Source organism: Caballeronia concitans, from assembly GCF_001544615.1.
In the GTDB taxonomy this organism is placed as follows: domain Bacteria; phylum Pseudomonadota; class Gammaproteobacteria; order Burkholderiales; family Burkholderiaceae; genus Caballeronia; species Caballeronia concitans.
Genome location: NZ_FCNV02000017.1, coordinates 74,038 through 93,689 on the forward strand (window position 1 = coordinate 74,038; position 19,652 = coordinate 93,689).

The 19,652-nt window shown below is 64.0% G+C and carries 18 protein-coding genes; 9 read left to right on the forward strand and 9 right to left on the reverse strand.

The genetic code is table 11. From position 1 onward, the window contains the following. Positions 1 to 47 precede the first annotated feature (47 nt). The 6 genes from AWB72_RS26105 (at position 48) to AWB72_RS26130 (ending at position 5,158) form a co-directional block, all read left to right on the forward strand. On the forward strand, positions 48 to 593 hold the full coding sequence (locus AWB72_RS26105) for an NUDIX hydrolase (protein WP_040050165.1): 546 nt from the start codon (positions 48 to 50) through the stop codon (positions 591 to 593). A gap of 16 nt (positions 594 to 609) precedes the next feature. Further along, entirely contained in the window at positions 610 to 1,350 is a 741-nt protein-coding gene (gene aat / locus AWB72_RS26110; protein WP_040050166.1) for a leucyl/phenylalanyl-tRNA--protein transferase, read from the forward strand. Positions 1,351 to 1,473: 123 nt separating this feature from the next. Continuing rightward, the gene (locus AWB72_RS26115) at positions 1,474 to 2,301 is read left to right on the forward strand and encodes an arginyltransferase (RefSeq protein ID WP_040050167.1); all 828 of its coding nucleotides are present in this window, start codon (positions 1,474 to 1,476) and stop codon (positions 2,299 to 2,301) included. Between the two features lie 87 nt (positions 2,302 to 2,388). Beyond that, positions 2,389 to 3,426, forward strand: a complete 1,038-nt coding sequence (locus AWB72_RS26120; protein WP_040050211.1) for a quinone-dependent dihydroorotate dehydrogenase — start codon at positions 2,389 to 2,391, stop codon at positions 3,424 to 3,426. A gap of 108 nt (positions 3,427 to 3,534) precedes the next feature. Further along, positions 3,535 to 4,335, forward strand: a complete 801-nt coding sequence (locus tag AWB72_RS26125) for a cystine ABC transporter substrate-binding protein (RefSeq protein ID WP_040050212.1) — start codon at positions 3,535 to 3,537, stop codon at positions 4,333 to 4,335. 163 nt (positions 4,336 to 4,498) lie between these two features. After that, positions 4,499 to 5,158 carry an amino acid ABC transporter permease gene (locus tag AWB72_RS26130; RefSeq protein ID WP_040050168.1) on the forward strand — a complete coding sequence of 220 codons (660 nt, stop codon included), beginning with the start codon at positions 4,499 to 4,501 and terminating at the stop codon, positions 5,156 to 5,158. A 15-nt stretch (positions 5,159 to 5,173) separates the two neighbouring features. Here AWB72_RS26130 and AWB72_RS26135 read toward each other — a convergent pair whose 3' ends face one another. The 4 genes from AWB72_RS26135 to AWB72_RS26150 form a co-directional block, all read right to left on the reverse strand. Next, positions 5,174 to 6,166, reverse strand: coding sequence for a Gfo/Idh/MocA family protein (locus AWB72_RS26135; RefSeq protein WP_040050169.1), 993 nt, complete (start codon positions 6,164 to 6,166; stop codon positions 5,174 to 5,176). Positions 6,167 to 6,293: 127 nt separating this feature from the next. Further along, entirely contained in the window at positions 6,294 to 7,046 is a 753-nt protein-coding gene (locus tag AWB72_RS26140; RefSeq protein WP_040050170.1) for a FadR/GntR family transcriptional regulator, read from the reverse strand. A 519-nt stretch (positions 7,047 to 7,565) separates the two neighbouring features. Then, positions 7,566 to 8,714, reverse strand: a complete 1,149-nt coding sequence (locus AWB72_RS26145) for a glycosyltransferase family 4 protein (RefSeq protein WP_040050171.1) — start codon at positions 8,712 to 8,714, stop codon at positions 7,566 to 7,568. Positions 8,715 to 8,828: 114 nt separating this feature from the next. Continuing rightward, positions 8,829 to 9,362, reverse strand: coding sequence for a GNAT family N-acetyltransferase (locus tag AWB72_RS26150; RefSeq protein ID WP_040050172.1), 534 nt, complete (start codon positions 9,360 to 9,362; stop codon positions 8,829 to 8,831). A 393-nt stretch (positions 9,363 to 9,755) separates the two neighbouring features. Here AWB72_RS26150 and AWB72_RS26160 point away from each other — a divergent pair, with 393 nt between their 5' ends. The 3 genes from AWB72_RS26160 (at position 9,756) to AWB72_RS26170 (ending at position 13,917) form a co-directional block, all read left to right on the forward strand. Next, positions 9,756 to 10,796 carry a DUF1839 family protein gene (locus AWB72_RS26160; RefSeq protein WP_244285756.1) on the forward strand — a complete coding sequence of 347 codons (1,041 nt, stop codon included), beginning with the start codon at positions 9,756 to 9,758 and terminating at the stop codon, positions 10,794 to 10,796. Between the two features lie 941 nt (positions 10,797 to 11,737). Further along, complete coding sequence (locus AWB72_RS26165; RefSeq protein WP_040050175.1) at positions 11,738 to 12,484, forward strand: Crp/Fnr family transcriptional regulator; 747 nt, start codon at positions 11,738 to 11,740, stop codon at positions 12,482 to 12,484. 32 nt (positions 12,485 to 12,516) lie between these two features. After that, entirely contained in the window at positions 12,517 to 13,917 is a 1,401-nt protein-coding gene (locus AWB72_RS26170) for an undecaprenyl-phosphate glucose phosphotransferase (RefSeq protein ID WP_040050176.1), read from the forward strand. A 76-nt stretch (positions 13,918 to 13,993) separates the two neighbouring features. On the opposite strand, the gene rpiA is transcribed toward AWB72_RS26170, so the two are convergent. From rpiA to rnr, 5 genes are all read right to left on the reverse strand, one after another. Beyond that, entirely contained in the window at positions 13,994 to 14,680 is a 687-nt protein-coding gene (gene rpiA / locus AWB72_RS26175) for a ribose-5-phosphate isomerase RpiA (protein WP_040050177.1), read from the reverse strand. Positions 14,681 to 14,756: 76 nt separating this feature from the next. Then, a complete protein-coding gene (locus tag AWB72_RS26180; protein ID WP_040050178.1) occupies positions 14,757 to 15,152 on the reverse strand; it encodes a SirB2 family protein in 396 nt (131 codons plus the stop codon). A 16-nt stretch (positions 15,153 to 15,168) separates the two neighbouring features. Further along, the gene (locus AWB72_RS26185) at positions 15,169 to 16,005 is read right to left on the reverse strand and encodes an N-acetylmuramoyl-L-alanine amidase (RefSeq protein ID WP_052449840.1); all 837 of its coding nucleotides are present in this window, start codon (positions 16,003 to 16,005) and stop codon (positions 15,169 to 15,171) included. 1 nt (position 16,006) lies between these two features. Next, entirely contained in the window at positions 16,007 to 16,750 is a 744-nt protein-coding gene (rlmB, locus tag AWB72_RS26190; RefSeq protein WP_040050179.1) for a 23S rRNA (guanosine(2251)-2'-O)-methyltransferase RlmB, read from the reverse strand. 123 nt (positions 16,751 to 16,873) lie between these two features. Further along, positions 16,874 to 19,327 (reverse strand): ribonuclease R, encoded by a 2,454-nt coding sequence (rnr, locus tag AWB72_RS26195; protein ID WP_040050214.1) that lies wholly within the window; start codon positions 19,325 to 19,327, stop codon positions 16,874 to 16,876. Between the last annotated feature and the right edge of the window lie 325 nt (positions 19,328 to 19,652).

Below are 19,652 nucleotides of genomic sequence, written 5' to 3' on the forward strand. Positions count from 1 at the left end.
CCCGCCCCGGTGATACACTCGCACCACACTTCCCGCCATCCATTTCCATGAAATTCTGTTCCGTCTGCGGCCATCAGGTCGGTCTGAGCATTCCGCCCGGCGACAACCGCGAGCGCTACGTTTGCGGCAATTGCGACACCGTTCACTATCAGAATCCGCGCAACGTCGTGGGCACGGTGCCGGTCTGGGACGACAAGGTGCTGCTGTGCCGACGCGCGATCGAGCCGCGCTACGGCTACTGGACGCTGCCCGCCGGCTTCATGGAAATGGACGAAACGACGAGCGAAGGCGCCGCGCGCGAAACGCTCGAGGAAGCCGGCGCGCGCGTCGAGATTCAGAGCCTCTTCACGCTGCTCAACGTGCCGCACGTGCATCAGGTGCATCTGTTCTATCTGGCGCGCCTGCTCGATCTCGACGTCGACGCCGGCGAGGAAAGCCTCGAAGTGCGCCTCTTCGATGAAAGCGAGATTCCGTGGGACGAGATCGCGTTCCCGACGGTCGGACAGACGCTGCGTTTCTTTTTCGCCGACCGCGCCGCCGGCAATTTCACGCTGCATACGGGCGACATCTTCCGCACGCTGCGCGAAGGCTGAGCCGCGCCCGACGATCATGGTTCCCTGGCTCGCTTCCGACGATCCGTTCCCGCCCGTCGAGCGCGCGCTCGGCGCATCGAGCGGCGCGCCGGGCCTGCTCGCCGCGAGCGCGGATTTGCTGCCCTCGCGTCTCGTCGATGCTTACGGACGCGGCATCTTCCCGTGGTACTCGGACGGCCAGCCGGTGCTCTGGTGGAGTCCCGATCCGCGCATGGTGCTCGTGCCGGCGGAGTTCAAGGTGTCGCACTCGCTGAAGAAGACGCTGAAGCGCGTGGTGCGCGAGCCGGCATGGGAAGTGCGCGTCGACGACGATTTCCCCGCCGTCATGCGCGCGTGTGCGCAGACGCCGCGCGAAGGCCAGCGCGGCACGTGGATCACGGCGGATATCGTCGATGCCTATACGTCGCTGCATCGCGCGGGCAAGGCGCACAGCGTGGAAACCTGGCGCGACGGCGTGCGTGTGGGCGGGCTTTACGGCGTGTCGTTCGGGCGCATGTTCTTCGGCGAATCCATGTTCGCGCACGAGACGGACGCCTCGAAAATCGCGCTGGCCGCGCTCGTCGCACACTTGCGCCGCCACGAAATAGAGATGATAGACTGCCAGCAAAACACGTCGCATCTGGCGTCGCTGGGCGGCCGCGAGATTCCCCGCCGCGCGTTCGTCGCGCATCTGCGGCGCGCTGTCGCCGAACCGCCGTTTCCCTGGCGCTTCGACAAATCCGTCCTCGCCGATCTCATCGGCACGTCCGCGCGCTGAGCGCATCGCGGGCGTCAGGCGCAACGCTTGCGACGCAGTACTGACCACATGCACGATCAGCCGGCCTCGTCCGCACGACGCAGGAGCCGGCCACGAGAGACGACGCCTGCGAGAGCCGCCAACGTGACACATCCGAACGAGCTGCCGCTGTCACCGCTTTCCGCGCTGCAATTCTATGCAACAGCGCCCTACCCTTGCAGTTATCTGGAAGGGCGCGTCGCGCGCTCGCAAGTCGCGACGCCGAGCCATCTCATCAACTCCGACGTCTACACGGAACTCGTCAAGGCCGGCTTCCGGCGCTCCGGCGTGTTCACCTACCGCCCTTACTGCGACGGCTGCCGCGCGTGCGTGCCGGTGCGCGTGCCGGTCGCGCGCTTCGTGCCGAATCGCGCGCAGCGACGCGTGTGGAAGCTGCATGGGAATCTCGTCGCGAGCGTCGCGCCGCTTCACTACGACGAAGAGCATTACGCGCTCTACATGCGCTATCAGTCGGCGCGGCACGCGGGCGGCGGCATGGACCGCGACAGCCGCGACCAGTACGAGCAGTTTCTCTTGCAAAGCCGGATCAACTCGCGGCTCGTCGAATTCCGCGAGCCGGCATCGCCCGATCAGCCGGATACGCCCGGCACGCTGCGCATGATCAGCATGATCGATATCCTCGGCGACGGCCTCTCGTCGGTGTATACGTTCTTCGAACCGGACATGCCGAAGACGAGCTACGGCACGTTCAACATCCTCTGGCAGATCGAGCAGGCGAAGAGCCTCGACTTGCCGCACGTTTATCTCGGCTACTGGATTCGCGAAAGCGAAAAGATGGCGTACAAGGCGAATTTCCGGCCGCTCGAAGGGCTGATCGACGGCCACTGGTCGCTGCTCGATCCCGCTTCGACGCTTTCCGCCGGCACGCTGCCGATGCCCGGACGCATCCACGGGCCGGGCCAGCCAAAATAGCCGAACGATCGGAAACGGGCCGGCGGCTGCGGCAAAGCCGCTAAAATGGCGGTCTCGAAAATACGCGCCGTCGCCGGCTTTCACTTCGTGTTCAGTTCTCTTTACCCGCTCGCGCGCTCGCATCTCTTCCGCATGGACGCGGAAGACGCGCATCACCTGACGCTTCGCATGCTGGGCGCAGCCGGGCGCACCGGCCTCGCCGGCATGCTCGCCAAACGCGGCCCCGACTCGCCGCGCACGGTGATGGGCCTCACGTTCCGCAATCCGGTCGGCCTCGCGGCGGGTCTCGACAAGGACGGCGCGTGCATCGACGGCCTCGCGGCGCTCGGCTTCGGCTTCATCGAAGTGGGCACGGTCACGCCGCGCGCGCAAGCAGGCAATCCGCGCCCGCGCATCTTCCGGCTGCCGGAAGCGGGCGCGCTCATCAACCGGATGGGCTTCAACAACGGCGGCGTCGACCAGTTCGTCGCGAACGTGCAGGCCGCGCGCTATCGCGGCGTGCTCGGGCTCAATATCGGCAAGAACGCGGATACGCCCATCGAGCGCGCCGCCGAAGACTATCTCTATTGCCTCGAACGCGTGTATCCGTTCGCGAGCTACGTGACGATCAACATTTCGTCGCCGAACACGAAGAATCTGCGCCAGTTGCAAGGCGCGGGCGAACTCGACGCCCTGCTCGGCGCGCTCAAGGACAAGCAGCAGCGCCTGTCCGACCTGCACGGCAAGCTCGTGCCGCTCGCGCTCAAGATCGCGCCCGATCTCGACGACGAGCAGATCAAGTCGATTGCCGGCACGCTGCTGGCTCACCGTATCGATGGCGTGATCGCCACCAACACGACGCTCTCGCGCACCGCGGTCGCCGGCATGCCGCACGGCGACGAAGCGGGCGGCCTGTCGGGGCGGCCGGTCTTCGACGCATCGAACGAGGTGATCCGCAAGCTGCGCGCGGAAGTGGGCGCGGACGTGCCGATCATCGGCGTGGGCGGCATTTTCTCGGGCGCGGATGCGCGCGCGAAGCTCGCGGCGGGCGCATCGCTCGTGCAGATTTATACGGGACTGATTTATCGCGGGCCGTCGCTCGTCACGGAATGCGTCGAGGCGCTCGCACAAGGAATATCGACATAAGCAAACGATATGACGCGCGGCTTGCCTTTTCTCTATGATGCCGCACCTATCGGGCGTGCCGCGCACACGAACGGCGCGCCCCTAGCCCACACCAGGAAAAACAACACGATGAAACTGTCCACGCTCAAGAAGCTCGTCGCCGCCGGCGTGATCGGCGCCACCTTCACCGCCGTCACCACCGCCGCGCACGCCGAAGACCTGCTCGATCAGGTCAAGCAGCGCGGCACGCTGCGCGTCGGTCTGGAAGGCACGTTCCCGCCGTTCAATTCGAAAGCGCCGTCGGGCGAGCTCGTCGGCTATGACGTGGATATCGCGAAGGCCGTCGCCGCCAAGCTCGGCGTGAAGCCGGAGTTCGTGACGACGGAGTGGAGCGGCATCATCGCGGGCCTGCAGGCGGGCAAGTTCGACGTGATCGTCAACCAGGTCGGCATCACCGACAAGCGCAAGGAAACGCTCGACTTCTCGCCGGCGTACACGTACTCGAACGCGCAATTGATCCAGCGCAAGGACGACTCGCGCGAATTCAAGACGCTCGACGACCTGAAGGGCAAGAAGCTCGGCGTCGGGCTCGGCACGAACTACATGGACATGGCGAAGTCGGTGCCGGGCATCGACGTGAAGACGTATCCGGGCGCGCCCGAATATCTGCGCGATCTCGCCGCGGGCCGCCTCGACGCCGCGCTCAACGACCGCCTGATGCTCGCGTACCTGCTCAAGAACTCGCAACTGCCGTTGCGCACGGGCGCGAACGTCGGCGCGGGCAATCCGTCGGGCATTCCGTTCAAGAAGGGCAATCCGAAGTTCGCCAAGGCGATCGACGATGCGATGACCCAGCTCGAAAAGGACGGCACGTTCGCGAAGATCTCCGACAAGTGGTTCGGCATCGACGTGACGAAGCCGGCGAAGTAATCGCGGGCTCATCGATAGTCAGCAGGGCGGCATCGTTTCGCGGTGCCGCCCTTCTCTTTTTGGCGTTCGCTTATTTGCAGCGTCCGTTTATGATGGGCGCTTTGCGCGCGACGGCTGAGTTCTGCGTCGTGTTTCGCGCGCTTTTCGCTTACGTTTTCCCTCCATGTCCACGACTTCCCTGCTCGTTGAATCGGCGCCGGTGCTGGCGCAAGGCGCGCTCTTGACGATCAAGTTCGCGCTCTACTCGATGTTCTTCGGCCTCATCGCGGCCGTGGCGCTGGCGTTGATGGGCATCAGCCGCAATCGGGCGCTCGTCGCGATCGGGCGCTGTTATGTGAGCATCATGCGCGGCACGCCGCTGCTCGTGCAGATCTTCGTGATCTATTACGGCTTGCCGAGTCTCGGGATTTCGCTCGAACCGACGCCCGCCGGCGTGATCGCGCTGTCGGCGAACGTCGCGGCGTATCTGTCGGAAAGCATGCGCGGCGCGATTCTCGGCATCCATAGCGGGCAATGGCTCGCCGCGTACAGCCTCGGGCTTTCGCGCGGGCAGACGCTGCGCTACGTGATCGGGCCGCAGGCGCTGCGCATCGCGGTGCCGAGCCTGTCGAACAGCCTCATCAGCCTCATCAAGGATACGTCGCTCGTGTCGGTCATCACCGTGACCGAGCTTTTGAGAAGCGCGCAGGAAGTGATTGCATCGACGTATCAGCCGCTGCCGCTCTATCTCGCGGCAGCGTTCGTCTACTGGGTGCTGTGCAGCGTGCTGGAAGTCGTCCAGCGCGTGTTCGAGCGGCGCCTGGCGCTGCCCGGACGGCACTGAACGTTCGCTTCCGGTTCACTCGCTCTCGAACGGAAAGCGCACGTTCAGATCGCGCCGCGCGGCGTCCATGATCGCCATCATGCGCATGGACGTCGCGTGCGGCATCACCGGGCTTTCGGTCGCGCCGGCGCGCAGCAGATCGCAGAAATGCGCGGTCTCGTAATTCAGCCCGCCGCCCGTGAAAGGCTCGTCCAGTTCGATGCGGCGCCCATCCGTATAAGCGATGGTCGCGCGCGCCGGATTCCACCAGTTCTCGTGAATGGTCACCGTGCCGAGCGTGCCGCCGATCAGCGCGTCGCCGCGGCCTTGCAGGTCCAGTCCGCAGAAGATCTGCGAAATGCCGCGCTCGTGGCGCACGTTCAGGCTCGCGAAGACATCGACGCCCGTCGCGCCGACGCGCCCGATCGTCTGGACATCGAGCGCTTCGCCGAGCCAGTCGACCGCGAGAAACGCTTCGTAAATGCCGATATCGAGCAGCGCGCCGCCGCCCGCATCGAGCGAGAAAGACGGATGATCGGCGGGCACGTTCGCCATCGAGCAGCCCGCGCGCACGAGGCCGATGTCGCCGATCGGATCGCTTTCAAGATGCTCGCGCAAGCGCCGGTAGAGCGGATAGAACGGCGGCTTCATCGCTTCCATGAAGAGCAGCTTCGACGCGCGCGCCGCGTCGATCATGCGTTGCAGCGTGCGCGCGTTCACCGCCGCCGGCTTTTCGCAGAGCACCGGCTTGCCCGCTTCGAACGCGCGCAACGCGTAATGCGGATGACTGTCCTGCATCGTCGCGATATAGAGCGCATCGACGTTGGCGAGCAAGGTGTCGAAGTCATCGAAAGCGCGTGCGCCGAACGGCTCGGCGAGCGCGCGCGCCGGCTCCGCGCGCCGCGACCAGACGCCCGCGAGCGTCGCGCCTTCGACGTGCCTCAGGCCATCGGCGAAGCGCCGCGCGATGCGTCCCGCGCCGACGATGCCCCAGCGTACGGTGTCGAGTGTGGTGTGGTTGTCGGTCAAGCGCGCCTCCGCGTGTGTGTTCGTCGTGCGGGGATTGTGCCTGATCGGGCGGCGCGAAAAGCACAAAGCCGGGACAAGTCCCGGCTTCGGTCGGACAGCATGTCTGGCCCTTGCGGGCGAGGACGCGTCAGGCGCCAGCGGATGCGTTCACGTCCGGCGGCGTGGCCCGCTCGCCCATGCGCTCCAGTGAGAACGCTCGGCCGACTTCTTCCGCCGCGAGATCGACGAGCGCCCGCGTCGCGCGCTCGGCGCCCGCCGGGTCTTTCGCCTCGATCGCCTCGACGACGCTGCGCTGCGCCGCCAGCGTGGCCTCGCGCACGGACTCGATGCCGTCGACGATCGGATTCACGGTCACGAGCGCGCCGCGCACGATCGCTGTCATCTGCCGGAAGAACTGGTTGCCGCTCGCGGCCACGATGCGCGTATGCAGCACCTCGTCCGCCGCCTGATATTCCGGCTCGCCGAAGTGCAGACGCGCGAGCGTTTCGAACGCGTCACGAATGCCGGCGATCTCATCGGGCGTGGCGCGTGCGGCCGCGAGCGCGGCGGCGCGCGGCTCGATCAGCATCCGGAATTCGATTACATCGCGCAGAAAGGTCTGATCCGGCTTTGCGCGAAAGCGCCAGCTCACCACGTCTTCGTCGATCAGACGCCAGTCGCTCATCGGCCGGATGCGCGTGCCGGTTTTAGGGCGCACGTCCAGCATATGCCGCGCGAGCAGCATCGAGAGCGCTTCGCGCATCACGGTGCGGCTCACGTCGAATTCCTTGGACAGGATGTCCTGCGGCGGCAGTATCGCGCCATATTTTTGCTCGACGATCCCGGAGACGAGTCCGTCCATGACTTTCGCCACCAGCGATCGCTCTTTGTTTTCATCCATTACGCTTCTCCCCTTTCCGCCTGTCCGTAGCCATGTGTGTCTGTGCGCATCGCGTTCGCGCGTCCCGTGGCGGCAAGGCACGACGACTGCTTGATTCTGCATTCGTCGCGCTATACGTTGCGGCTTCGTTGCATCGAAAGCCAGTCAGGGAAGTCCTGACAGGGTATTCCCTCTGACTTTCGCAACACGCGCCGCAGCCGCGTTCGCCGCCTCCCATTTCGTCCGCTTGCCGGTTCTTCCTGCGCTCGCGCCGCGCGCGTGCCGCCGTTCATCAGGGAAACTGAGGAATGGCAACACCGCAGCGCGGCGCGATCGTTCGCTTTTATGTTCTTTTCGGCCCGAGATTTCGTCGGCCGGTGATAAAGCCATTTGAGCAAGCAACTCGTATGCTTTCTGTGCGAACGCGAACGCTCGCCCAATTGGATGGCCTTATTGTATGACGCGATGCAGCGAATCATATTGCACTGCTTAGTACATCAATCTACCGATGATTCGCCCGCGAAAGATGTTGACCGATGCTTAAATGCTGTCCGGAGCGCGCGTGCGCCGCGTGTCGATTCGCATCGAACGATGATCCAGCGACTCGCGCTCGGCAAGCGTCTGCTGATACACCGTCATGTAGTCTGCGGCCACGCTTTCGACCGAAAGCCGGTGGAGATTTTCCTGCGCACGCGACGCGTACTGGCCGCGCGCCTGCGAGTCGATCAGCAGCCAGCGCAGCTTCGATGCGGCCTGCGCGGGATCGCCCGGCGGCACGAGCACGCCGGCGGCGCCGTCGTCGAGAAGATCGGGGATGCCGCCCACGCGCGTCGCGACGATCGCGCAGCCGGCCTCGCGCGCTTCCGAGATCGCGAGCGGACACGGGTCCTGATGCGACAGCAGCGCGAAGACATCAGCGCTCGCGAGATACGGACGCGGGTCCGCGACGAAGCCGGTGAAGTCCACCGCATCCGCAATGCCGAGTTCCGCGGCGAGCGATTCCATCGCTCCGCGCTCGGGGCCATCGCCAATCAGATAAAGATGCGGCTCCGGCAGAAATTCGCGCTGATGCGCCGACTGCGCGTGGACGAGCGCGAACGCCTTCAACAGATCGGCGATGCCTTTGCGCCGATACATCCCCGCGACGCATACGATATTCGGATGCCTCAACCGCACTTGCCGCCCCATCGGCCGACACGTGAGGCGCGGCGCCGCGACCGCGCCGTTGAGCACGACCGAAAGCCTGTCGTGGCCGATGCCGCGCTCTTCGAGCGTGTGCGCGACGTCATGGCTCACGGCGACCATGCGATCGCCCGCGCGTACGAGCGACGCGCTCTTCTGCAATTCATGATGCACGGTCGTCACGAGCGCGAAGCGGCGTCGCATGCTGCCGAAGCGCGAAATGAGCGCGCCCGTCATCATGTGCGCGTGAACGATGTCGGGATCGAAACGATCGATGAGTCTGTTGAATGCCGCGATCATCGACGGCACGCGCCACGGCTGGCGCGACTGCTGAAGCGGAATATGCGTGATGCCATGACGGCGCAACAGCGGCTCGAAGCCGCCGCCCGACGAAGCCACCACCACGTCCTGCCCCATCCGCGCCTGCATGCACGCGAGGTCCACCATCATGTTGACGGTGCCGTTGCCGATCGTCTGCGCGTGATTGGCGAGATGAACTATTCGCATGAGGGTGCAGGTTGCACGCGTGAACGTCGTACGTGAGTACACCGGCCGCGTGGATCGTTATTCTTCTGGAAACTTCTCGGCGATGACGCGCAGTCGCGTGCGCGCCGGCACTGCCTACAGCAGTTCGTACGTGTTCGCGAATGTGTGTCCGCCAATCTGACGTTTGCTTGCGCCGGCTGCTTCGCGAGTCTGACGGCCCTTTCTCGTCAGACCGATATACGGCATGCCGTGCTCGAGAAACGGTCCTTCCGTCTTGCGAAAGCCGAATTCTTCGTAAAAGCCGCGCAGACTCACCGGCGCCGTCAGACGAACGGCACGGCCGGGCCAACGCTCCGCGCACACTGCGAGCACGCGTTCGATGAGCGCATGCGCGGTGCCGTCACCGCGACGCAGCGGACTTGTCAGGATCTTGTCCACCACGACTTCGGGATCTTCGAGATCGCCTTCGTGAATGCGGGCATAGGCAAGGACCGGCATCGAGCGCGTCATGTCATCGGTGGCGAATACATGAACGCCGGTTTCGTCGCGACCGTCAGCATCGAGATGAACATGCGATTGCTCGACGACGAACACCGCACTGCGCGCGCGCAAAATCAGATAAAGCTCGCGCGCAGTGAGCTGTTCGAAATCCAGTGTTTTCCAGTTCATATTCTTCTTCTCCTTGCTTGCCGGTTAAGGCGTTGACGATTGAACGTTACGTGTCGCGCACCAATGTTTCAGTGCGCGGGCGCACCGACGTCCCACGTTGCGAGCCCGTCAAATAAGGCCCGGCACACGAAGAACGTCACGGGGAAATGACGTCTTCAGCGAGCAGCGCCATGCCATGTCGACGAGCCTTGCGAAGTTCACGCAAGGACGGCGCACGTGCATCGATTGCGCTCGCGTCGCCGGGCACCTTCATGGGAAAATCAAAATGCATACCGCGATCGATCGCGACGGAAGGGCAGGTAAAAACAACGAGGACTTCGAAACGCGCGCGGTATCGCTTGCCGGCTTCTCCGGTCCCGAGGTCACTCCATGAGCGCGTTTCATACCAGCGCTATGACGGCTTCAAGCGTCGGTCGTTCACGCGTTGTTTCGCTCGATCCGCTGCGCATGCGCGCGCGGCGTCATCGTGCGCACGAGCTGCATCGCGGCGAGCGCATCTGGCGCGATGGCGCGGGCCCTGTCGATTTATGGATCGAGCTACTTCATGGCAACCGGCTCGAACCGCATGCGGCGCTCGCGTTCACGGTCACGCAAGATTTCGAAGACGATCAGTTCACGCTCGCGCGTGTTTCTCCCGAGGACATCGAAAAGCTGTACGGCCTGCAAGTGCAGGAGCTTTCCGTATTCGATTCGCTCGAAGAACGCGCCATCGTGCAGACGCGGCGCGGCAATATCGTGCTCGTCGAAGTCGATGCATTCTTTCTTCCCGATGGACGCGCGCCGTCGTATCGCCAAGAGCATGCGAAGACGACCATCGCCATTGATGTGATCGATCCCGATGCGCGGCGGCTCGGCTACTTTCATCGCACGGGCTATCACCTGCTCGATGGCGACGACTACGACGGCGTGTTGAGTACCAACGCGGCGCATGATGCGGAGCATGCCGGTGCAGCAGGCACAGTGCATGGGCAGGCGCTCTTTCCGCATGTCGAGTTCGCGAAGCGCGTGCGCGATCCGTTGTCGGGGACGCCGCTCGCGGAAGTATCGGCGGACCTGTTATGCGCGCATCTCTTGCGACGTCCGATGCATAACCCGATCGCGCGCTGGCGTGCTGCGTTTCCCGCGCATGTCGATACGATGCTCGCGCGTGGCGATGCTTACTCGCGGCTCTATGCGTGCAACGTGATGCGTGCGCTCGGCGCGAACTTCGAGTTGCTCGCGCATTACCTTCACTGGATGCGCGAGCAGGGCTTCGACATTCCGATGTCCACGCATCTCGGCGCGCGCAGAATCGCAAGCGAAGCGATGGTCATGCAATGCCGGCTTGCACGCGCGTTGTCGCGTTCGGAGCGCGATCTGTGCGATGCGTCCTTCGACGTGATGGAAGACGCATACGATCGCGTCGTTCCGCCGTTGGCGAGCATCGTGTGCTAATCGTATGTTGATTGATCGGGCCGACACTTGGGCACTCGGTGTCGGCATCTCTCCGACACTCATCGCAATGTGACGCCATCGCGTCATTTGCATTTCATGCGCGCATGATCAGATGAGCGGCGTCGAAGATTGTCCTCGATGAAACGTTTCTGTGCGCTCGCACCACGCAGTTCAGACGTTTGAAAAAGCCCGAAGCGTCGATTGGGTCCGCAAACGTTTGGCGTTTGCATCGCTTTCGTCATGCGAATGAGAGGCCCGCTGCAAGCCTTGTGTGGGGCTTTCCACGCTCCGGCGGCAGCGCCTGATTCGCATTCGTACGAGGCTTTGCCCACCGATTTTCCGAAAGGTGAACCCGGCGCAACGTTTGAGCTTTCGCTGAAAACCGCTGGAACACTTTCGCTCTTGCCCGCAAACCCTTGTGCCGCAAGGCGCGAGCGGCGATCAAGCGGAACTGCGGCAACCTCGCGTTCGCTAAGCCACCAAACCGATGGAACATGGATGAATCAATTTTCTTTATCCCTACGATAGTAGGTGTCCCGTCGGGATGGCGGCGGGCGGCGAGGCTTATCGCACGGTGATGAACGAAGGACGGACTGTTGGATCGCGGGATTGCGCTGACGATACCGTTTCGGGCGCATCCGGATTCCTAAGACCACCCCTGTTCAAGACTGAAACAAAAACGCAGCGCTGCACCGCGTCACATCCGGTGCTTCCGCTATGAGGCCCCACCGGCATTGACGTTGCCCGCATTGGCACAGTCCTCGCTAAAAGAGTCGCGCAACCCGAACCGACGCGACCAACTAAATCAACTCAAGCGAGGGCGGGCTGCTAACGGGGCTGGTGTGAGGCGTTTTCAAAAGCGGCAGGACGAAGCCGCGCAGAGAACGATGACACCAGTATAAAAAGTGAAGCGCAACGCGCGAAGTTACGAGAGAAAAATCATGCTGACCCTCCAGTCCGACCTGCACGGCAACCACCTGCTTGGCGCGCTTCCCGCGCACGAATGGCAAGCTCTGACTCCGCATCTCGAACTCGTTCAACTCCGCACCGAACAACTGCTTTGCGATTCGGGCCAACGCATTCACCACGTCTACTTTCCGACGACGGCCATCATCTCCCTGCTGCACACGATGGAAGACGGCGGTTCCGTCGAAATCGCCGCAGTGGGCCGCGAAGGGATGACGGGCGTGCCGGTCCTCACGGGCGGCGAAACGATGCCGACGCGCGTGCAGGTGCAATGCCCCGGCTTCGCGTATCGCATGAGCGCGCAGGCGCTGCGCGAGCAGTTCGGCCGTTCCGACTTCCTCCGCCGCCTGATGCTGCTCTACATGCAAGCCCTGCTCACGCAAGTCGCGCAGACGGCCGCATGTAATCGTCATCACTCGCTCAACAAGCAACTGTGCCGCTGGCTGCTGATCGAAATCGACCGCACCGCGTCCAACGAACTGCAAGTGACGCAGCAACTGATCGCCGACATGCTGGGCGTGCGCCGCGAAGGCGTGACCGAAGCGGCGGGCAAGCTGCACGATGCAGGACTCATCCATCACAGCCGTGGCTGCATCAAGGTCGTGGATCGCGAAGGCCTCGAAGCGCGCGCATGCGAGTGCTACGGCCTCGTGAAGCGCGAGTTCGATCGCCTGCTGCCGCGTTTGCGCGCGCAGGAAGCGGTCTCGGCGTCCAGTGTCTGACGATGCAGATGCATACAAGAAATACTCACGACATGTTTGGCTGGACGGCACGTTGTCTCGACGTGTCGCTGATCATCGCAGGCGGGGTAATCGCGCATTCGATGCGCTTCTCCTCGCTCGATTTCAGCGACATCGAGAAGTTGCTTATCGCTTTCAATAGCGTGCTTGCGCTCTTGCTGTTCCCCGCGTTCGGCGTCTACGACACCTGGCGCGGCAAGCCGCTGCCGATGATGCTCGCGCGCGTCACGCTCGCGTGGATGGCGGTGGTCACGGGCGCGCTCTTGCTCGCGTTCACGCTGCATCGCATGGATGCGGTGTCGCGGCTATGGCTCGGCTATTCGACGCTGATCTCGGGCGCGCTCATCGTTCTCGCGAAATGCGCGGTCCATTTCGGCTTGCGCGTGATGCGCGGACGCGGTTTCAACCAGCGCACGGTGGCGATCGTCGGCGCGCAGGGCTTCGCGCGCACGCTGCTCGCGCATCTCAGCAGCACGCCGGAGCAAGGCTTCACGCCCGTTTGTCTGCTCGATACGACAGGCGACGAAGAACTCCACGCGAGCGGTCTCGGTAGCCGCCTTGGCGCGTCCACGCGCCTTCCGGTGCTGAACGACTTCGACGAACTCGTCGAAAGGGTGCGCGCCGAGGAAATCAACGAGGTGTGGCTCGCGCTGCCGCTCTCGCAGGAACACACGATCTATCGCTTCGTGCATGCGCTGCGGCACGATTTCGTGAATCTGCGGCTCATTCCGGACACGCGCAGCATCTCGCTCTTCAATCATTCAATGACGGATGTCGCCGGCCTCGCGACCATCAACCTGACGACCTCACCGGTCAGCACGCTGCAGATGTGGCCGAAGCTCCTGTTCGACCGCTGTTTCGCGGCCGCTGCGCTGCTTGCGCTGTCGCCGTTGCTCGTGGCTATCGCGATCGCGATCAAGGCGACCTCGAAGGGTCCGGTGTTCTTCACGCAGCATCGCAAGGGCGCGGATGGACGGCCGTTCCGCATCTACAAGTTCCGCTCGATGGCGGTGCACAAGGAAACGAAGGGCCACGTCACGCAGGCGACCCGCAACGACCCGCGCGTGACGAAGATCGGCGCATTCCTGCGCCGCACGAGCCTCGACGAACTGCCGCAGTTCATCAACGTGCTGTTCGGGCATATGTCGGTGGTCGGTCCGCGTCCGCATGCGATCGAGCACGACGATCTCTACAAGGATCTCGTGTACGGCTACATGTTCCGCTATCGCATCAAGCCGGGAATCACGGGCTGGGCGCAGGTGAACGGCTATCGCGGCGCGACCGAGAAAGTCGAGAAGATGCAGAGCCGCGTGAAGTTCGACCTGTTCTACATTCACAACTGGTCGTTCTGGTTCGACATCAAGATCGTCGCGATGACGATGTTCAAGGGATTCATCGGACGTAACGCGTATTGATCGAATTCGACGCGCATAAGAGAAAGGCCGGGCGACTCGCGTTGCCCGGCCTTCTTGCTTTGAGCATACGTGCCGCTCAATAGTCGATGCGCTCGACGCCCTTCTCCGTGCCCAGCAGGCAAAGATTCGCGCCGCGCGCCGCGAACAGGCCGACCGTCACGACGCCCGGCCACGCGTTGATCTGCGCTTCGAGCGCGCGCGGATCGGTGATCGAGAGGCCTTTCACGTCGATGATCTCGTTGCCGTTGTCGGTGATGAACGGCGCGCCGTCCTTCGTCACGCGCACGATCGGCACGCCGCCGAGCGCCGTGAGCTTGCGGCCGATCGCGGTGCGCGCCATCGGCACCACTTCGACGGGCAGCGGAAATGCGCCCATCACGTCGACGCGCTTGCTTGCATCGGCGATACAGACGAACACGTCCGATACCGACGCCACGATCTTCTCGCGCGTGAGCGCCCCGCCGCCGCCTTTGATCATGGCGCCGCTCGCGTCGATTTCGTCGGCGCCGTCCACGTACACGGGCAGCGAGTCGATCTCGTTCAAGTCGAACACCTTGATGCCGTGCGATTCGAGCCGCGCGGTCGTGGCGAGCGAGCTGGACACCGCGCCGCGATAACGCGCCTTGGTTGCCGCGAGCGCGTCGATGAAGCAGTTGGCCGTCGAGCCGGTGCCGACGCCGATGATCGAGCCTTCCGGCACGTGCGCGTTCACATAGTCGGCGGCGGCCTGGCCGACCAGTTGCTTGAGTTCGTCCTGAGTCATGGAAGTGGTGCTGCGCGTGAGAGAAAACTGCGATTTTATCGGAGCGCGCACAGCGGCTTTGCGTTTTCGCGCGGCGTTAATGCATGGCGTGCAGGAAGCCGAGCGGATCGTGCGTGCGCGCAACCGATGCGATGAACGCGAACACGGCGATCGCCAGCAGGCCGAACGCCGCGCGTGCTCCCTTCGTGCGGCCGCGTTTGAGCGCGAGCGTGCCGAGCACGATATACACGACGAGGCCCGCGATCTTCGCGCTGAGCCACGCGGCGTTCGGCCCGAAGCCGATGATCGCGACGAGCGCGATGGCGCTCGCGAGCAGCAACGTATCGACGATATGCGGGACGATCTTCGTCACGCGCGCGGCGAGGAGCCGTGAATCCATCAGCATCCAGATCCAGCGCAGCACGAAGCCCGCGATGCTCAAGGCCGCGCACGTCATGTGCAGCGCGCGCAAAGGCAGGAAGTAGTCGCTCATTGCTTGCAGCCGTTTTCTATCGAGGGAAGTATTTGTCGAGCAAGGCCTGCGCGATGGCGTCGCTTTCGGCGTCCGCATCGCCCGCGTAGTCCGACGGGCGAAAGTGCATCTGGAACGCGCTGAAGACGCGGCGGGTCTTGTCGTCGAGCACGCCGTCCGTGGCGACGTCGTAGCCGTAGCGCTTGAGCTTCTCCTGCAGCGCGCGCACGTCGGCGGGCGCTTTCGGATCGCGGCCGGCGAGATGGGCGGCGACGGCCGTATCGTCGGGCCATGCGCCGATGCCTGCGTCGTACAGCGTGCGCCACGGGAACAGCGGGCCGGGATCGATCTTGCGTTGCGGTGCGATGTCGCTATGACCGACGACGCGCGTCGGCGGAATGCCGTATCGCTCGACGATGTCGCGCGACAGCTTGACGAGCGCATCGATCTGAGCCGGCGGATACGGCTGCCACGTGCGGCCCGAGGGCGTATCGATGGGGCCGAGATTCACGTTCTCGATGCCGATCGACGACGCGTTCAGCTCCGTCGCGCCTTGCCAGTAGCTCTGGCCCGCGTGCCACGCGCGCTTTTCTTCCGGGACGAGCTGATAGACGACCGGCTCGCCATCGTGGATGCGCGGGGCATCGGGCACGACGTAGTGGACGCTGACCTCGTCGCCGGTGAGAACCGCGAGCGAACGCGCTTCGTCGATCTCGGTGTAATGCATGACGAGGAAGCGCACGCGGGAGTCGGCGTTTTTCGCGCGATGCTGCGTGTCGGCGATGTAGGTGCCGCGGTTTTGCATGGTGGGGGTGCAGGCAGTGACGAGGGCGCAGGCAAGCGCCAATGACAACAGGCGAAACGAGGCGCGCACGTTACTTCTTCACCCCTCTCTGCCGCACCGCCTCGAACAGACACACCCCCGACGCCACCGACACGTTCAGGCTCTCCACCGCGCCCGCCATCGGGATATTCATGATCTCGTCGCACGTCTCGCGCGTGAGGCGGCGCATGCCCTCGCCTTCCGCGCCGACGACGATCGCCACCGGGCCGTCCAGCTTCGTCTCATAGAGGCTGGCCGTCGCTTCGCCGGCCGTGCCGATCACCCACACGCCCGCATCCTTCAGTTCGCGCAGCGCACGCGCCAGATTTGTCACGGTGATGTACGGCACGCTTTCCGCCGCGCCGCTCGCCACTTTCGCGGCCGTCGCGTTGAGGCCAGCGGAACGGTCGCGCGGGGCAATGACCGCGTGCGCGCCGGCGGCGTCCGCCACGCGCAGGCACGCGCCCAGGTTGTGCGGATCGGTGACGCCATCGAGCACGAGCAGCAACGGCGTGCCGGAGATGCCGTCGAGCAGTTCGGCGAGATTCTGAGCGAGCGGCAGATCGTTCGCGCGCGCGACCACGCCCTGATGCTGAATGTTGCCCGCGAGACCCCACAGGCGCGATTCATCGGCGGCGATCAGGCGCACGCCCGCTTCCTTCGCGGTTCGCAGAAAGTCCTGCATGCGCCGGTCCTTGCGCGTGGGGTCGTACAGCACCTCCTCGATCGACGATGCATCCGCGCGCAAACGCGCCGTCACCGCGTGAAAACCATAGAGAACCTTGAGACGTGACATGACTGATCCGAACCTTCGCTGAAAACCATGAAAAGCACGACGCGGTCCGACGCAACAACGCATCGGACCGCGCGTAATGTATTGACTTACCGGCCGCGCTTCGGGCGCTTCGTCGGCGCTGTATTAGCGCTTCTTGCGCGCCGGCCGGGCCTGCGCCGCCGACTTCGACGCCGCCCCGCGTTTCTTCGCCGCGCCGCTACGCGCCGTCGCCGGCGCGCCCTTCTTCGTGCCGCCGCGCTGACGCGTGCCCGGCGTATCGTCATCGCTCAAGGAACGAATGCGCGGACTCGCCGCACCGTTGCCGCCCGACGCGCCATGTTCCGATGACGACGGCCGCGGCGACGGCTTCACCGGCGTATCGCGCACGAGGCGGAAATCGATCTTGCGCGCATCGAGATCGACGCGGCTCACCTGCACGCGCACGCGATCCGTCATCCGATAGCGGATGCCCGTGCGCTCGCCGCGCAGCTCGTTCTTGATCTCGTCGTACTGGAAGTAGTCGGAGCCGAGTTCCGTGACGTGCACGAGCCCTTCGATGAACAGCGAATCGAGCTGCACGAAGATGCCGAACGACGTCACGCCGTTCACCATGCCGCCGTATTCCTCGCCGAGCTTGTCGCGCATGAAATAGCACTTGAGCCAGGCTTCGACGTCGCGCGAGGCTTCGTCGGCGCGGCGCTCGTTCGACGAACAATGCAGCCCGAGCTCTTCCCACACCGCGACGTTGTTGCGAGAGCGGCCGCGCGCGGTATCGTCGGCGAGTTGCATTTCGCGCGCCGCTTTGGTGAGACCGGTGCTGAGCGAGACATCGTGACCGATATCCGGCACATACTTCTTGCCCTGCAAAATGGCGTAGATCGCACGATGCGTGAGCAGGTCGGGATAGCGGCGAATCGGGCTCGTGAAGTGCGCGTACGCTTCATACGCGAGCCCGAAATGGCCGATGTTGTCCGGACTGTAGACGGCCTGCTGCATCGAGCGCAGGACCATCGACTGAAGCATTTGCGCGTCGGGCCGGTCGCGAATCTGCGCGATGAGCGCGGCGTAATCGCTCGCGTGCGGCTTGTCGCCGCCGGTGAGCGTGAGGCCGACGCCGCGCAGAAACTGCCGCAAATTCTCGAGCTTTTCCTCGGTCGGCCCCGCATGCACGCGATACAGACCGGGATGCTTGTTGCGCTTCAAAAAATCGGCCGCGCAGACGTTCGCGGCGAGCATGCATTCTTCAATGAGCCGATGCGCGTCGTTGCGATGCCGCGGCACGATCTGCTCGATCTTGCCCTGCGAGTTGACGACGATATACGTCTCGGTCGTATCGAAATCGATCGCGCCGCGCTTTTGCCGCGCCGCGTGCAGCGCCTTGAAGACGCCGTGCAGGTTCTGCAGGTCCGGCACGCGCTCGGCGCGGCGCGCGGCTTCCGGGCCCTTCGTATTCGAGAGAATCGCCGCGACTTCGGTGTAGGTCATCCGCGCCGCCGAATGCATCACGCCGGGATAGAACTGATACGCCTTGATCTCTCCGCGCGCGGTGATGACCATATCGCACACGAGCACACAGCGGTCGACATCCGGATTCAGCGAACAGAGACCGTTGGAGAGCTTCTCCGGCAGCATCGGGATCACGCGGCGCGGGAAATACACCGACGTGCTGCGATCGAGCGCGTCTACGTCGAGCGCCTCGCCCGGCTGCACGTAATGCGATACGTCAGCGATCGCGACCAGCAGCCGGAAGCCTGATCCGCGACCGACGGTGATCGGCTCGCAATAGACGGCGTCGTCGAAATCGCGCGCGTCTTCGCCGTCGATCGTGACGAGCGGCACATCGCGCAAATCGACGCGATGACGGATATCCGCCGGCCGCACTTCGTCGGGCAGCTTCGCGGCTTGCGCGAGCGCGGCATCGCTGAACTGATGCGGCACGCCGTATTTGCGCACGGCGATCTCGATTTCCATGCCGGGATCGTCGATATCGCCGATCACTTCGGCCACGCGCCCGAGCGGCTGCGAATGCCGGCTCGGGAAATCCGTCAGATCGACGGACACCACTTGCCCGACCTTCGCCTTCTTCGGGTTCTGCGTGATGAGAATGTCGTGACCGATGCGCTTGTCTTCCGGCACGAGAATCAGCGCGCCGTTCTCGTTGATGAGCCGCCCGATGATGCGCTTGTTCGCGCGCTCCGTGACCTCGACGATATGGCCTTCGGGCCGCCCGCGCCGGTCATAGCCGACGATGCGCGCGAGCACGCGATCGTTGTGCATGACCTTCTGCATTTCGCCGTTGGGCAGGAAGAGATCGTCCTGGCCGTCGTCGCGAATCAGGAAGCCGAAGCCATCGCGATGGCCCTGCACGCGGCCCGCAACGAAATTCGACGGATGCGTGAGTTGGTAATGGCCGCGCTTGTCGAGGCGGATTTGCCCGTCGCGTTCCATGGCCGCCAGTCGCTTGAAGAAGCCTTCGCGCTCCTGGCGCTTGATCGACAGCGCCTCGGCAATGTCGTTCGCGGCATGCGGAGTCTCGCTCGTGCGCAGCACACCGAGGATCTCTTCGCGGCTGGGAATCGGATACGGATATTTGCTCAAGGGCTTGATAATGTTCTTCTCGTTGAACGGAACTTTCGCCGTGTTTTGCCGCGAGTCGAGCGGCAATCGTCGAAACGATTCTAACACCGTGCAATACGCGATCCCGCCGGGCTTCGATGCGCCGATCGGGCCCGGACAACGCCTACCACACCGGTCCGGACAAACGTGCGCAAGAAGCGCTTGACAGGCCCTCGAAACACGCTACAATGGCGTTCTTTGCTGCTGAACACGAGCAAAAACGCACCCTTGCCCAGGTGGCGGAATTGGTAGACGCACTAGGTTCAGGTCCTAGCGGTGGCAACACCGTGGAGGTTCGAGTCCTCTC